This window comes from Microbacterium sp. T3-8 (genome assembly GCF_055398145.1).
Genome location: NZ_AP027918.1, coordinates 773,692 through 787,386 on the forward strand (window position 1 = coordinate 773,692; position 13,695 = coordinate 787,386).

The following is a 13,695-nucleotide window of genomic DNA, read 5'->3' on the forward strand; positions in this document are numbered from 1 at the left end:
GCAGCGAGACGAAGGGCCGGCGCCTCCTGTCGTGCGTGCCGGGGTCAGGCCGGGTCGCCGCCCAGCGGTCCGACGGGCTCGAGCGGCTTGGGGTCGTCGGCGCCGGTCTTGCGCGCGCGGGCGATGAAGTTGCCCACGTGGTAGATCAGCAGCGCCGCGACGGTGCCGAGCACGATGCCGCCGAAGGCGAAGTCGCCCAGGTTCATCGAGAACCCGGCGATGCCGATCACGAGCGACACCGCGGCCGTGTACTGGTTCACCGGACGCGAGAAGTCGACGCGGCTGTCGACCCAGATCTTGATGCCGATGATGCCGATGAGGCCGTAGAGCGCGGTGGTCGCGCCGCCCAGCACACCGGCGGGGATCGAGTTGAACACCTCGCCGACCTTGGGCGAGAAGGCGAGGAGGATCGCGAACAGACCCGCGACCCAGTAGACGGCGGTCGAGTAGACGCGGGTGGCGGCCATGACGCCGATGTTCTCGCCGTACGTCGTGGTTCCCGAGCCTCCGAAACCGCCGGCGATGGTCGTCGCGACACCGTCGGCGATGAGCGCGCGACCGGTCTGCTTGTTGACCGTCGGGTCCTCGGTCATGGTGGCGACGCCGCGCACGTGGCCGATGTTCTCGGCGACGAGCACGAGCACGACGGGCAGGAACATCGCGATCGTCGACCAGGTACCGGGGGCGACGAAGTCGGGGAACTGGAAGTCGGGCAGGCCGACCCAGGATGCCTCGGCGATCAGCTCGTTGGGGGTCTTGCCGCCGCGCAGCTCGTTCGGCACGTCGAACGAGCCGTTGAACGCCGCCCAGATGAAGCCGACGGCCACGCCGAGGAAGATCGAGATGCGGCCGAGGAATCCGCGGAACAGCACCGCGAACACGATGATCGCGACGAGGGTGATCGTTGCGGTGACCGGGTCGAGGGTGAAGTTGTTCCACGCGGTCGGCGCGAGGTTGAAACCGATGAGAGCCACGATCGCGCCGGCGACGACCGGGGGCATGAGCGCATCGACCCAGCGCAGGCCGGCGAACTGCACCACGAGACCGACGAGGGCGAGCAGGATGCCGACGGCCACCACACCCGCGAGCGCCGAACCCGTGCCGCCCGCGGCGACCGCCGCGGTGATCGGCGCGATGAACGCGAACGACGAGCCGAGGTAGCTGGGGAGGCGGTTCTTGGTGATCAGCAGGAAGAGCAGGGTGCCCACGCCGCTGAACAGCAGCGTGGTCGAGACGGGGAAGCCCGTCAGCGTGGGCACGAGGAACGTGGCGCCGAACATCGCGACGACGTGCTGCGCACCGATCGCGATCGTGGCGGGCCAGTTCAGACGCTCTTCGGGGGCGACGACGGCGCCGGCTTCGACGGTGCGGCCGTTGCCGTGGATCTTCCACAGGGGCATGCGGGCTCCTCAGGGATTCGGGGTGGGGGAGTGCTGGAGCAACACTACCGATTCCTGAGTGTTCCCTGGGTGCCCTTCGTCTCGCGTGGGGGACGCTTCGACAGGCTCAGCGACCCAGCCACTGGGTCCCAGAGCCACTGGGTCCCTGAGCCTGTCGAAGGGTTCCGCCCTGCCTGGCTACGCCCCGAGGCGGTCGATCAGTTCGCGGTAGCGGTCGGCCGTGCGCGAGACGATGTGCTCGGGCAGCGCGGGGGGCTCGCCCTGCTTGTCCCAGTGCGACGCCAGCCAGTCGCGCACGATCTGCTTGTCGAAGCTCGCCATGCGCTGGCTCGGCGTGACGCCGGTGCGCCAAGCCTCGGCATCCCAGTACCGCGACGAATCGCTCGTGAGCACCTCGTCGGCCAGGCGCAGCGTGCCGTCGGCATCCGTGCCGAACTCGAACTTGGTGTCGGCGAGGATCAGACCCTTCTCCTCGGCGATGGCGGCCGCGCGCGTGTAGAGGTCGACCGAGACGTCGCGCAGCTCGGCGGCGCGCGCTTCGCCCACCAGCTCGACGGTCTGCGCGAAGGTGATGTTCTCGTCGTGCTCGCCCATTGGCGCCTTGTACGCGGGGGTGAACAGCGGCTCGGGCAGGCGGTCGCCGTTCTTGAGCCCGGCGGGCAGCGGGATGCCGCAGACCGTGCCGCTCTCCTGGTATTCCGCCCAGCCGGAACCCGTGATGTAGCCGCGCACCACGCACTCGACGGGCAGCATCTCGAGGGACTGCGCGAGCATGGCGCGGTCGGCGACGGCATCCGGGATCTCGCCCTCGGCGAGGTGGTTGGGGGTGTCGAGCTGCGCGAACCACCAGCGACTCAGCCGGGTGAGCAGGGCGCCCTTCTTCGGGATGCCGGGTGACAGCACGAAGTCGAACGCGCTGACGCGGTCGCTCGCCACGACCAGGATGCGCGTGTCGGCGGGATCCTCCGAGGCGTACAGGTCGCGGACCTTGCCCGAGTAGAGGTGACGCCAGCCGGGGATGCTCTGGGACGTGCTGTCTGCAGGAGTGCTCACCTGCCCCATTATCCCGGTCGCGCGAGGGTGCCGTGTCAAGGGGAGTGGCGGATGCCGCGGCATCCGCGATGCTCTCCGCAACGAACGGAGGATGCATGTCGAAGGAACTGTCGAAGGGCGACCGGGTGAGCTGGAACACCTCGCAGGGGCGCACACGAGGGACCGTCGAGGAGAAGCGCACGAGGGACTTCGAGTTCGCGGGGCAGCATTTCACGGCGACGGCCGATGACCCGGCCTACATCGTCGAGTCGGAGAAGAGCGGTGATCGCGCCGCGCACAAGGGATCGGCCCTGCGGCGACTGAAGAGCTGACGGCGCGCCCCCCCCGCGTCGCCGTCAGCCCGGTCGGTGTCAGTCGTTCAGGTGCGCGATCGCGTAATCCGCCTCTTCGGGCGTGAACTTCTCGCCGTACTCGCTGACGAGCTGGTCGCGGATCGCCGACGGCGACATGGCCATCGTCTCCTGGTAGGTCTTCGCCTTCTCGAGCGCGTTCGCGTTCCAGTCGGCGACCATCGTGTCGACCGCGTACTGCGCCGCCTCGGGCGAGAACTTCTCGCCGTACTCCGAGGTGAGCTGGTCGTAGATGCCGGCCTTGCTCATGTGCATGAAGTCGGAGTAGGTCTCGGCCTTGGTCAGCGCCGAGGCGTACTCGGCGGGGACGGCAGGTGCCTCGGGCTCGGCCGGCGCCTCTTCTTCGACCGGTTCGGCGGATGCTTCTTCGACGGGCTCCTCGGCGGTGGTCGTCTCCTCGGGTGCGGCCGACTCGACCGGGGCCGAGACCGCGGGGCGGTCGGAGGTCGGGCGCGACGACGCCTGCGAACCGTTCACGGCGCTGCTGACGATGCCGAGCGCGATCACGATGCCGGTCACGATCCAGGCGATCTTCTTGTGCTCCTCGTGCCCGGCGAGCGCGAACCCCTTCGAGTCGCGGGTCGAGTTCGTAAGCACCAGGATCAGGTCGATGAGTGCCCAGATGCCCAGGCCGCCGAACGTGACGAGCTTCAGGATGCCGGTGCCGACCTTGCCCAGGTAGAAGCGGTCGACGCCCAGCACGCCCAGCAGCAGCGCGAGCAGCCAGGTCACGAGGAACGACTTCTCGCCGATCGCGACGGGCGGTGCGGCCGGGGCGGGGGAGCCTGCCGCCGGTGCGGGGGAGCCCGGGGCCGGGGCGCCGGGTGCGGGGTATGCCGCCGTGGGGGCGGTGGGCAGCGGGGAGGGCGGGGGCGGGGGCGTGGAGCCCGTGTTGTCGAAAGTCATGACGAATCCTCGGTTCAAGGGGTGGGGACGTGGGTGGCGGATGGCGCCCTGGTCGGCGCTCGTCCATCACCTTCGCAGCCCCGCTCGGCCGGGGGTATCGGCCATCCGTCCACACCCGGGTACGCCGTTCGGCAGAGGCTTCTCGTGCCGTCCGGCAGGCGCGCGCGAGGCGCGCGGGGCAATACGCTCGGTCTGTGTCGGCATCGAACCCCTCCTCAGCGCGCTCCCGCGGTCGCGCCGTGACGTACACGGCCGGGTCGATCGCGCTCCTGATCGTGGGCGCGGTGCTCGACATCTGCGCCGTCGCCAACGTGCCCGGCGCCGCGACGTACCCGACCGTCGACGGGGCGGCCGGAGGCACCCTGCGGATCACCCCGGTCGGCGTGGGCATCGCCCTCTTCGCGATCGCCGCGTGGTTCACGGTGCTCTGGCGGCGGCGGCATCCGCTGGTCGTCGTGATCGCCGGTGGCGTGCTCGCCGTCGTCGGCACCTCGTATCTGCTGCTGCTGATCGGCGCCGTCGCGCTCATCCGTCAGAAGCCGACGAAGGTCGTGCCGATCGGCGCCGTCGTCGGCGGGAGCGTGCTGCTGTTCGCGCTGCGCGAGGCGTTGACGCCGTGGGGCGGGGCCCTGCCCTGGTTCCTCACGACCAGCATCGGCGCGGTCGACAGTGTCGAATGGAACGTCGCGGTGATCGTCTGCGCGCTCGTGTCGCTCGGTATCGCCGCCGGGTCGGTGGCACTGGCCCGCACGCGGGACCGCGCGGAGCGCAGCGAGCAGCGGGCGGCCGTGCAGACGCAACGAGCCGACGTGCTCGCCGAGCAGACCGTGCGTCAGGCCGAGCGCGAGCGCATCGCCCGCGACATGCACGACGCCCTGGCCCACCGCCTCTCGGTGGTCTCGCTGCACGCCGGAGCGCTCGAGGCGGCGGCCGACGAGGGCGTGACCGGTCAGATGGCGAGGACCGTCCGCGAGCAGACCCACGCCGCACTGCAGGACATGCGCGGCCTGATCGGCGAGCTGCGCAGCGGAGCGGATGCCGAGAGCTCCGCTCCCGCGACGATGCGGGCCGTCGGCGCCCTCGTCGCCGGTCTCCGCGGCGCGGGTCACGCGATCACCTCGCTGATCCTGATCGAGTCGCCCGAGCGTGCGGGCGCGCTCTTCGACGGCGCGGTGTTCCGGATCGTGCAGGAGTCGCTCACCAACGCCGTCAAGCACGCGCCGCGCGCACCGATCGACCTGATCGTGCAGGTCGCTCCCGAGTCGGGCGCGCGGATCCGCGTCGTGAATCCGGTCGGCGCCGGGGTGCCGGCGGGTGCCCCCGGAAGCATTCCGGGCGGAGGGAACGGCGTGCTCGGCATCCGCGAACGCGCCACGGCACTGGGTGGCCAGGCCTGGATCGGCGGGTACGAGGGCTCGTTCATCGTCGACGTGACGCTGCCCTGGCAGGAGCGCGGCTGAGCCGCGCCGATATGCTCGGTGCGTGACCGGTTTCGACGACACCCCCGTGCGGGTGCTGATCGTCGATGACGAACCCCTCATCCGCAGCGGATTCCGGTTCGTGCTCGGTGCCGACCCGTCGATCGAGGTCGTCGCCGAGGCATCCGACGGCGCCGCCGCGATCGAGCTCGTGCGCACGCACCGACCCGACGTGGTGCTCATGGACGTGCGGATGCCGGTGATGGACGGGCCCGAAGCGACCGCCGCCATCGTGGCCGAATCGGGCGCTCGAGTGCTCGCGATGACGAGCCTCGACGCCGAGGGGCAGCTCGTACGGATGCTGATCGCCGGGGCGCTCGGTTACCTGCTGAAGGATGAGTCGCCGACGCGCATCATCGATGCGGTGCGACGCACCGCCGCGGGCGAGAGCGTGTTCTCGGCGCAGAGCACGGCGCAGCTGGTGCGACGCGCGGTCGAGGGCGAGCAGGGGCAGGGGCGCGCCGCGGCGGTCGCCCGGATCTCGGTGCTCACCGAGCGCGAGCGCGATGTCGCCGTGCGGGTGGCTTCGGGCGCCACGAACCAGGAGATCGGCGCGGCGCTGCACATCGCCCCGGGCACCGTGAAGACGCATCTCGAGCAGGTCTTCGCCAAGCTCGCGGTGCGCAATCGCGTGCAGGTCGGTGTGCTCCTCGAACGCGCGGGGCACGGACCGATCGACGTCTGACGGCTGCGGTCGCAGCATCCGCCTCCTCGCCGGGGGCGTGCTTGATCGCGCCGCGGAACAGGCGTATAGTCCACGTGGACTAATCGAAGTGGAGCAGGTGATGAAGGATCCGATCGACACGCTCACACCCATGGGTGTGATGGTGCTCGCGCTGCTGCGCGAGGGCGACATGCACCCCTATGAGATGGTCCGTCTGCTGCGCATCCGTCAGGACGACCGCCTGCTCACGATCACCAACGGGACGCTCTACCACACGGTCGCGCGCCTGCAGAAGACCGGCCTGATCGACGAGATCGGCATCGATCGCGACGGCAACCGTCCCGAGCGCACCACCTACACGCTGACCGATGCCGGTCGCGACACCGTCATCGCGTGGGTGCGCCGCGAACTGCCCCGCACCGACAGCGAGACCGACTTCCGCATTGCGCTCGCCGAAGCGCACAATCTCGAGCGCGATGACGTCACCGCGCTGTTGCGCGAGCGTCGTTCCGCTCTCGTCGACAGCCACGTGGCCCACCGCGACGGGCTCCGCGCAGCACACGAACGGGGTACTCCCGCGCAGGTGCTCGTCGAGATAGAACGCCAGGAGGCACTGCTCGAGGCCGAGGTGCGCTGGCTCGACACCCTCCTCACCCGACTCGACGGCGACGGGCTCCGCTGGGGCCCGAACGACTTCGACGACACAGACCGCTACATCGCTCAGCGAAAGGCTGCACAGCAATGACCGATTCCCGACAGGCCGTCGGCCCCCAGACCGGCCCCTTCGCCGCGGGGCAGGCACCGAAGAGCCCCTGGCCCGCCCTCTGGGCGCTCGTCATCGGCTTCTTCATGATCCTCGTCGACACGACGATCGTCTCGGTCGCGAACCCCGCGATCAAGGCCGCCCTCGACCCGAACACCAACAACCTCGACAACGTCGTGTGGGTGACCAGCGCTTACCTGCTCACCTACGCCGTGCCGCTGCTGATCACCGGCCGCCTCGGCGACCGCTTCGGACCGAAGAACATCTACCTCATCGGACTCGCGATCTTCACCGCGGCATCCCTCTGGTGCGGTCTGTCGAGCTCGCTCGAGGGCTTGATCGCGGCCCGCGCCGTGCAGGGTCTCGGCGCCGCGTTCATGACCCCGCAGACCATGGCCGTCATCACCCGCACCTTCCCGCCCGAGCGCCGCGGCGCGGCCATGGGCCTGTGGGGTGCGACCGCCGGTGTCGCGACGCTCGTCGGCCCGCTGCTCGGCGGCGTGCTCGTCGACGGCCTCGGCTGGGAGTGGATCTTCTTCGTCAACCTGCCCGTCGGCGTGATCGCCTTCGTCGCCGCGTGGATCCTCGTGCCCAAGCTCAAGACGCACCCGCACCGCTTCGACATCCTCGGCGTCGTGCTGAGCGCCGTCGCGATCTTCCTCGTGGTCTTCGGCCTGCAGGAGGGTGAGAAGTACGACTGGGGCGTCATCTGGGGCCCGATCTCGGTGTGGGGCATGATCATCGCCGGCATCGTGGTGCTCGCGATCTTCATCGTGCAGCAGTGGAAGACGAAGTCCGAGGCGCTCGTGCCGCTGGAGCTCTTCAAGGACCGCAACTTCTCGGGAGCGAACGTCGCGATCGCCGCGGTGGGCTTCACGGTGACGAGCATGTCGCTGCCGCTGATGTTCTTCCTGCAGACGGCCCGGGGGCTCACCCCGACCGAAGCGGCGCTGCTGATGATCCCGATGGCGGTGCTCTCGGGAGTGCTGGCTCCGGTCGCGGGCAAGATCCTCGACCGCACCGACCCCCGCATCATCCTGATCCCGGGTCTGCTCGCCGTCTCGGGAGCCCTGTTCTGGTACTCGTCGCTGGTGAACATGGACACCCCGATCTGGATGTTCCTGTTCCCCTCCGCCCTCATGGGCCTCGGTAACGCCGGTATGTGGGGTCCGCTCGCGACGACCGCCACCCGGATGCTCCCGATGCGCCAGGCCGGCGCGGGCGCGGGCATCTACAACACCACCCGCACGATCGGATCGGTGGTCGGATCGGCCGCGATCGCCACGTTCATGCAGGCGCGCCTCGAGGCGAACCTGCCCGGCATGGACGACGCCGGCGGGTCGATCGGCTCGGGTGGAACCCTTCCGGATGTCGTCGCCGAGGGCTTCTCGACGGGCATGTCGCAGGCGATCCTGCTGCCGGCCTGCGTGATCCTCGTCGCGCTCATCGCGTCGCTGTTCCTGCGCGGTGCGCCGAAGCATCCGACCGTCTGATCCTCCGACGAACGCCCCGCCCCGAAATGGGCGGGGCGTTTCGCGTTGACTAAGGTAGACGGGCGGCGACCGGCCGGTCGCCACCCCGATCCGAGGAGCATCCGTCGTGATCCCACACCCCTCTTCCCTGCGCGCCCGGCTCCGCCGCCTCGCCCGCACGACCGGAGCCGCCGTGCTCGCGACCGCCGTCGCGGGCGCCGCGCTGCTCGGCGGAGCCGCCCCCGCCACGGCCGCCGACGGTGAGACGTACGTCATCGGCACCGACACGACCTTCGCGCCGTTCGAGTTCACGAACTCCGACGGCGAGCTCGTCGGCATCGACATGGACCTGCTCCGCGCGATCGCCGACGACCAGGGCTTCGAGGTCGAGATCCGCCAGCTCGGATTCGACGCGGCCCTGCAGGCCCTGCAGTCGAACCAGGTGGATGCCGTCATGGCCGGTATGTCGATCACCGAGGAGCGTCAGCAGACGTTCGACTTCAGCGAGCCGTACTTCACCAGCGGCATCCAGCTCGGCGTTCTCGAGTCGAGCGACATCGATTCGCTCGACGACCTCGACGGCAAGACCGTCGCGGTGAAGACCGGTACCCAGGGCCAGACCTTCGCCGAGGACAACCAGGACGAGTACGGCTTCCGCATCACGCCCTACTCCGACACGACCGACATGGTGGATGCCGTCAAGGCGAACCAGGCCGTCGGCTACTTCGAGGACTTCCCGGTGCTGGCGTACGGCATCCAGCAGGGCTCCGGTTTCCGTCTCGTGGGCGAGCCCGAGCTCGGCGGCGAGTACGGTTTCGCGGTCAACAAGGGCATGAACCCCGAGCTGATCGAGAAGTTCAACGCCGGGCTGGCGAACCTGCAGGAGAGCGGCGAGTACGACGAGATCGTGGACACCTACCTCAGCGCGGGCGAGGCATCCGCCCAGCCGACCGACATCATCTCCGTCGCCGTGAAGTACTGGCCGGCGCTGATGAGCGGACTCTGGCTGACGATCCTCGCGACGCTCGTCGCCCTCGTCGCCGCCTTCGTGCTCGGCATCGTGTTCGGCTTCGGACGCCTCTCGAAGTTCCTGCCGTTCCGGTGGATCGCGACCGCCTACGTGTTCGTGTTCCGCGGCACCCCGATCCTGGTGCAGGCGTTCTTCGTCTTCTTCGCCATCCCGCAGCTGTTCCCGGGCCTGCAGTTCAACCCGTTCGTGGCCGGAGCGATCACGCTCTCGCTCAACACGGGTGCGTATATGACCGAGATCATCCGCGGCGGCATCCAGGCCGTCGACCCCGGTCAGAACGAGGCATCGCGGTCGCTGGGTCTCGGCCACTGGAAGACCATGCAGAAGGTCGTGCTGCCGCAGGCGTTCCGCATCATGATCCCGTCATTCGTGAACCAGGGCATCATCACCCTCAAGGACACGTCGCTGATCAGCGTCATCGGCCTCGCCGAGCTGACGTTCCAGTCGCGTCAGATCATCGCCTCGACCTATCTGTCGGCGCAGGTGCTGACGATCGTCGCCATCATCTACTTCGTCGTGATCACGCTGCTGACGCTGCTCGCGAACCGCCTCGAGAGGAAGTTCAACGCATGAGCAAGATCGCCGTGCAGAACCTGCACAAGTCGTTCGGAAGCAACGAGGTGCTCAAGGGCATCGATCTGACGGTCGACGACGGCGAGGTCGTCGCGGTCATCGGGCCCTCGGGCTCGGGCAAATCGACACTGCTGCGCTGCCTCAACAAGCTCGAGGAGCCCACGTCGGGCAAGGTCGTCATCGACGGCGTCGACCTCACCGACAAGAGCGTCAAGCTCGACGAGGTGCGCCAGCGCATCGGCATGGTCTTCCAGCACTTCAACCTGTTCCCGCACATGACGGTGCTCGAGAACATCACGCTCGCGCCGGTCGAGCTGGGTCGTCTGTCGAAGTCGAAGGCGCGCGAGCGCGCGCTGGCCCTGCTCGAGCGGGTCGGCCTGTCGGAGAAGGCGGATGCCAAGCCCGCCTCGCTCTCGGGCGGTCAGAAGCAGCGCGTGGCCATCGCCCGTGCGCTCGCGATGGACCCCGAGATCATGCTGTTCGACGAGGCCACCAGTGCCCTCGACCCCGAGATGGTGGGTGAGGTGCTGCAGGTCATCCGCGATCTCGCCGAGGGCGGCATGACGATGGTGCTCGTGACGCACGAGATGGGCTTCGCCCGCGAGGTCTCCGACCGCACGGTCTTCATGGACGGCGGCGTCGTCGTCGAGGAGGCCGCGCCGGCCGACCTGTTCGAGGCGCCCAAGAACGAGCGCCTGAAGGAGTTCCTCTCGAAGGTGCTGTAGTTCGCGGCATCCGCTCTTTTGCTTCGCCGAGCCACCCCTTTCTGCTCGAGCCACCCCATTGCGGGCGGTGCGGAAGGGGGTGGCTCGTTCGTGAAGGGGTGGCTCGGCGCTCGGCGCACGGAATTGCGACCGGACACCGCCATCTGATGGGGTGGGGCGATGACCGTGCAGCTCGTTCGACCGACCGCCGACCTCTTCGACTCGTGGGCAGCCGCCGTAGCGGAGTTCGGTGAGGGGCATGTCGACGGGTCGGGTCTGACGGCTCCCGTGACGCCCGACCGAGCGACTCTGGATGCCCTGATCGCGGATGCCGAGCGCCTCGCCGACACCGCGATCGCCCCGCCCGCCGACCGGGTGCACAACGACCTGTACTGGGTGGTCGACGGAGACGAGGTCGTAGGCTTCCTGTCGTTCCGGCACACGCTCAACGAGTGGCTCGCCGAGGCCGGCGGGCACATCGGCTACTCGGTGCGGGCCTCACGCCGCCGCGAGGGGATCGCGTCGGCCGCGCTGCGCCTCGGCCTCGAGCGAGCGCGCGAGATCGGCCTGGAGCGGGTGATGATCACCTGTGACGTCGACAACGAGGGCTCGTACCGCACGATCGAGCGTGCCGGCGGAGTGCTGCAAGACATCAGCGACCAGTCGGCGCGCGGCCAGGGGATGCTGCGGCGCTACTGGATCGCGCTGTAGAGCAGCGTCATTCCGCGACGCGGGCGGCGATGTCGCCGCGGTAGTGCGCGCCCTCCAGACGGATGCGTCCGATCGCGTCGTACGCGCGGGCGCGGGCGGTGCCGAAATCGGATGCCGTCGCCACCACGTTCAGCACACGGCCGCCGGTTGCGAGCAGGTCTCCGCCCGGAGCATCCGGACCCGCCGTCGCGGCGTGCACGATGCGCACGCCCTCGACGGCCGCGGCATCCGCGAGGTTCTCGATCGGGCGACCGGTCTGCGGGGCCTCGGGGTAGCCCTCGCTCGCGAGCACCACGGTGATCGCGACGTCGTCGCTGAAGACGGGCTCGGGCTGGTCCTCGAGGGTGCCGGATGCCGCGGCGAACAGCAGCTCCGACAGGGGCGTGACCAGGCGCGGCAGCACGACCTGTGTCTCGGGGTCGCCGAAGCGGGCGTTGAACTCGATCACGCGCACACCCGCGGGGGTGAGGATGAGGCCGGCGTAGAGCAGGCCGATGAAGGGGGTGCCCTCGGCGTCGAGCTGGCGGATCACGGGCACGGCCACGTCGCGCGTGACCTCGGCGACGAACTCCTGCTCGCTTCCGAACTGCTCGGCGAGCCAGGGCAGCGGCGAGTAGGCGCCCATGCCGCCCGTGTTGGGGCCGGCGTCGCCGTCGAGCGCGCGCTTGAAGTCCTGCGCGGGGCTGAGGGCGCGCACGGTGTCGCCGTCGCTGAGGAAGAAGAGCGAGACCTCGGGGCCGGAGAGGAACTCCTCGACGAGCACCGGGCCGGCGGGCAGATACTGCTCGGCGTGCGCGAGGGCCTCGGCACGGTCGGAGGTGACGATGACGCCCTTGCCGGCGGCGAGACCGTCGGCCTTCACGACGTGCGGGGCACCGAGGTCGTCGAACGCCGCCTCGACCTCGGCGGTGGTGGTCGCACGCACGGCGCGGCCCGTGGGAACACCCGCGGAGTCCATGATGCGCTTGGCGAAGGCCTTAGAACCCTCGAGCTGGGCCGCCGCCTTGCCCGGGCCGAAGACCGGGATGCCGCGCTCGCGCAGCGCGTCGGCGACACCAGCGACCAGCGGTGCCTCGGGGCCGATGACGACGAGGTCGATCGCGTGCTCGTTCGCGAACGCGGTCACCGCGCCGCCGTCGAGCACGTCGACCGCGACGGGGGTCGCATCCTGTGCGATGCCGGCGTTGCCGGGGGAGACGAAGATCTCGTGCTCCGCCTTCTCTGCTCGCAGAGCGAGGATGATCGCGTGCTCACGGGCACCGGAACCGAGGACGAGGATCTTCACCCGCCCAGCCTATCGAGCCTCGCCCGTCGGGTTTCGGTGGGTTGCCGGGGCGGGCGGTGTTCGCGGGGTGGCACTAACTCAGGACAAACGGAGCGCTATGGGCCATCTAGGGCAGGAAAGCGCAGAATCAGTCAATTTGTCCTGAGTTAGGTACAGGTGCAGCTCGGTCCCTGAGCTTGTCGACGGGCCGCCGGTCCGTGAGCCCGCCGAAGGGCCCCGCCCCGAGGACCCCTCAGACCGGCCGCTCGTCGGCGACGTTCCACGGCACGGTCCACCCGGCCGCGTCGAAGATGCCGCTGAGCACCATGGCCGTGAAGCCCCACACGATCGTGCCGTCGACGTCGAACGCCGGAGCCCGGAACGTGCGGTCGCCGAACGTGCGCACCGAGGTGTACCGCGTCGCCGGGTCGAGCAGCTGCGCCACCGGCACCCGGAACACCTCCACCGTCTCGGCGTGATCGATCGCCGCCACCCGCGACGGCGTGCGCCACCACCCCAGCACCGGGGTGACGCGATGGTTGCTGGCCGCCAGGGGGATCTCGGGCAGGGTCGCCAGCACGTCGACGCCCTCCGGGTCGAGTCCGGTCTCCTCTTCTGCTTCGCGGAGCGCGGTGGCGGCGGCATCCGCATCTCCCGGCTCGACCCGCCCGCCCGGGAACGACACCTGACCCGGATGCGACGAGAGCGTGGGGGCGCGGCGCTGCAGCAGCACGTCGAGGTCGCGTGCGACGGCCGCATCGGGCACCACGGCCGGTTCGCGATCGAGCACGCCGAACAGGATGAGCACCGCCGCATCGTGCGCGTTCTCGGGATCGAGGAGTGCGGGGAAGGGGCCGCTCCAGCCGTGCCCGGATGCCGCGGCGAGCAGCTCGGCGCGGGCGCCCTCGGGATGCATGCTCATGCTGCGAGCCTACGCGCGGTCATAGGGTGAGGAGATGGCCAAGAAGATCGACATCGTCGACGGACGCACGGCGCTCGACGTCGTGAAGCAGGCGGATGCCGCGGGCGAGAAGCCTCCGCGTCCCGCCCTCGCCACGGCCGTGCGGTATCTGCTGCAGCTGCTCGACGAGAAGGCGCCGGGCAACAGCGTCGAGGTGCGGGTGCCGCCGTTCGGCGCGGTGCAGGTCATCCAGGGTCCGCGGCACACGCGCGGCACGCCCCCGAACGTGGTCGAGATGGATGCCGCGACGTGGCTCGCGGTCGCGCTGGGCGAGGAGCAGTGGGCGGATGCCGCGGCATCCGGTCGCATCGCCGCCTCGGGCACGCGCGCCGACCTCGTCGACGTGCTTCCGCTGCGCCCGTAGCG

Annotated in this window: 14 protein-coding genes; 9 read left to right on the forward strand and 5 right to left on the reverse strand. The window is 69.8% G+C overall.

The window, feature by feature from the left end:
- Positions 1 to 44: 44 nt before the first annotated feature.
- Together ACZ5Y9_RS03750 and ACZ5Y9_RS03755 are read right to left on the reverse strand one after the other, a co-directional pair.
- Positions 45 to 1,400, reverse strand: coding sequence for a uracil-xanthine permease family protein (locus ACZ5Y9_RS03750; protein WP_247955440.1), 1,356 nt, complete (start codon positions 1,398 to 1,400; stop codon positions 45 to 47).
- 177 nt (positions 1,401 to 1,577) lie between these two features.
- The gene (locus tag ACZ5Y9_RS03755) at positions 1,578 to 2,462 is read right to left on the reverse strand and encodes a phosphoribosylaminoimidazolesuccinocarboxamide synthase (protein WP_464472328.1); all 885 of its coding nucleotides are present in this window, start codon (positions 2,460 to 2,462) and stop codon (positions 1,578 to 1,580) included.
- A gap of 86 nt (positions 2,463 to 2,548) precedes the next feature.
- On the opposite strand from ACZ5Y9_RS03755, the gene ACZ5Y9_RS03760 reads away from it, so the two are divergent.
- Positions 2,549 to 2,764, forward strand: coding sequence for a hypervirulence associated TUDOR domain-containing protein (locus ACZ5Y9_RS03760; RefSeq protein ID WP_247633074.1), 216 nt, complete (start codon positions 2,549 to 2,551; stop codon positions 2,762 to 2,764).
- Between the two features lie 39 nt (positions 2,765 to 2,803).
- Here ACZ5Y9_RS03760 and ACZ5Y9_RS03765 read toward each other — a convergent pair whose 3' ends face one another.
- On the reverse strand, positions 2,804 to 3,709 hold the full coding sequence (locus ACZ5Y9_RS03765) for an Ltp family lipoprotein (RefSeq protein WP_464472329.1): 906 nt from the start codon (positions 3,707 to 3,709) through the stop codon (positions 2,804 to 2,806).
- 194 nt (positions 3,710 to 3,903) lie between these two features.
- On the opposite strand from ACZ5Y9_RS03765, the gene ACZ5Y9_RS03770 reads away from it, so the two are divergent.
- The 7 genes from ACZ5Y9_RS03770 to ACZ5Y9_RS03800 all read left to right on the forward strand — a co-directional run bounded on the left by ACZ5Y9_RS03770 (position 3,904) and on the right by ACZ5Y9_RS03800 (position 11,104).
- Positions 3,904 to 5,169 carry a sensor histidine kinase gene (locus ACZ5Y9_RS03770; RefSeq protein WP_464472330.1) on the forward strand — a complete coding sequence of 422 codons (1,266 nt, stop codon included), beginning with the start codon at positions 3,904 to 3,906 and terminating at the stop codon, positions 5,167 to 5,169.
- A 22-nt stretch (positions 5,170 to 5,191) separates the two neighbouring features.
- Complete coding sequence (locus ACZ5Y9_RS03775) at positions 5,192 to 5,872, forward strand: response regulator (RefSeq protein ID WP_464472331.1); 681 nt, start codon at positions 5,192 to 5,194, stop codon at positions 5,870 to 5,872.
- A 100-nt stretch (positions 5,873 to 5,972) separates the two neighbouring features.
- Positions 5,973 to 6,596, forward strand: coding sequence for a PadR family transcriptional regulator (locus ACZ5Y9_RS03780; protein ID WP_464472332.1), 624 nt, complete (start codon positions 5,973 to 5,975; stop codon positions 6,594 to 6,596).
- Entirely contained in the window at positions 6,593 to 8,107 is a 1,515-nt protein-coding gene (locus ACZ5Y9_RS03785) for a DHA2 family efflux MFS transporter permease subunit (RefSeq protein WP_281731248.1), read from the forward strand. The genes ACZ5Y9_RS03780 and ACZ5Y9_RS03785 overlap by 4 nt, the downstream gene beginning before the upstream one ends.
- 106 nt (positions 8,108 to 8,213) lie before the next feature.
- Complete coding sequence (locus tag ACZ5Y9_RS03790; protein ID WP_247623628.1) at positions 8,214 to 9,689, forward strand: amino acid ABC transporter substrate-binding protein/permease; 1,476 nt, start codon at positions 8,214 to 8,216, stop codon at positions 9,687 to 9,689.
- The gene (locus ACZ5Y9_RS03795; protein ID WP_464472333.1) at positions 9,686 to 10,414 is read left to right on the forward strand and encodes an amino acid ABC transporter ATP-binding protein; all 729 of its coding nucleotides are present in this window, start codon (positions 9,686 to 9,688) and stop codon (positions 10,412 to 10,414) included. The genes ACZ5Y9_RS03790 and ACZ5Y9_RS03795 overlap by 4 nt, the downstream gene beginning before the upstream one ends.
- A gap of 159 nt (positions 10,415 to 10,573) precedes the next feature.
- A complete protein-coding gene (locus tag ACZ5Y9_RS03800; protein ID WP_464472334.1) occupies positions 10,574 to 11,104 on the forward strand; it encodes a GNAT family N-acetyltransferase in 531 nt (176 codons plus the stop codon).
- Between the two features lie 7 nt (positions 11,105 to 11,111).
- Here ACZ5Y9_RS03800 and purD read toward each other — a convergent pair whose 3' ends face one another.
- Together purD and ACZ5Y9_RS03810 are read right to left on the reverse strand one after the other, a co-directional pair.
- A complete protein-coding gene (gene purD / locus ACZ5Y9_RS03805) occupies positions 11,112 to 12,389 on the reverse strand; it encodes a phosphoribosylamine--glycine ligase (protein ID WP_464472335.1) in 1,278 nt (425 codons plus the stop codon).
- Positions 12,390 to 12,621: 232 nt separating this feature from the next.
- The gene (locus tag ACZ5Y9_RS03810; RefSeq protein WP_404597923.1) at positions 12,622 to 13,290 is read right to left on the reverse strand and encodes an NUDIX hydrolase; all 669 of its coding nucleotides are present in this window, start codon (positions 13,288 to 13,290) and stop codon (positions 12,622 to 12,624) included.
- Between the two features lie 34 nt (positions 13,291 to 13,324).
- On the opposite strand from ACZ5Y9_RS03810, the gene ACZ5Y9_RS03815 reads away from it, so the two are divergent.
- The gene (locus tag ACZ5Y9_RS03815; protein WP_247623623.1) at positions 13,325 to 13,693 is read left to right on the forward strand and encodes a sterol carrier family protein; all 369 of its coding nucleotides are present in this window, start codon (positions 13,325 to 13,327) and stop codon (positions 13,691 to 13,693) included.
- The last annotated feature ends 2 nt before the right edge of the window (positions 13,694 to 13,695 follow it).

Coding starts and splice junctions, on each gene's coding strand:
- ACZ5Y9_RS03750 (WP_247955440.1), bottom strand. CDS start 1,400: ATGCCCCTGTGGAAGATCCACGGCAACGGCCGCACCGTCGAAGCCGGC.
- ACZ5Y9_RS03755 (WP_464472328.1), bottom strand. CDS start 2,462: ATGGGGCAGGTGAGCACTCCTGCAGACAGCACGTCCCAGAGCATCCCC.
- ACZ5Y9_RS03760 (WP_247633074.1), top strand. CDS start 2,549: ATGTCGAAGGAACTGTCGAAGGGCGACCGGGTGAGCTGGAACACCTCG.
- ACZ5Y9_RS03765 (WP_464472329.1), bottom strand. CDS start 3,709: ATGACTTTCGACAACACGGGCTCCACGCCCCCGCCCCCGCCCTCCCCG.
- ACZ5Y9_RS03780 (WP_464472332.1), top strand. CDS start 5,973: ATGAAGGATCCGATCGACACGCTCACACCCATGGGTGTGATGGTGCTC.
- ACZ5Y9_RS03785 (WP_281731248.1), top strand. CDS start 6,593: ATGACCGATTCCCGACAGGCCGTCGGCCCCCAGACCGGCCCCTTCGCC.
- ACZ5Y9_RS03795 (WP_464472333.1), top strand. CDS start 9,686: ATGAGCAAGATCGCCGTGCAGAACCTGCACAAGTCGTTCGGAAGCAAC.
- ACZ5Y9_RS03800 (WP_464472334.1), top strand. CDS start 10,574: ATGACCGTGCAGCTCGTTCGACCGACCGCCGACCTCTTCGACTCGTGG.
- ACZ5Y9_RS03810 (WP_404597923.1), bottom strand. CDS start 13,290: ATGAGCATGCATCCCGAGGGCGCCCGCGCCGAGCTGCTCGCCGCGGCA.
- ACZ5Y9_RS03815 (WP_247623623.1), top strand. CDS start 13,325: ATGGCCAAGAAGATCGACATCGTCGACGGACGCACGGCGCTCGACGTC.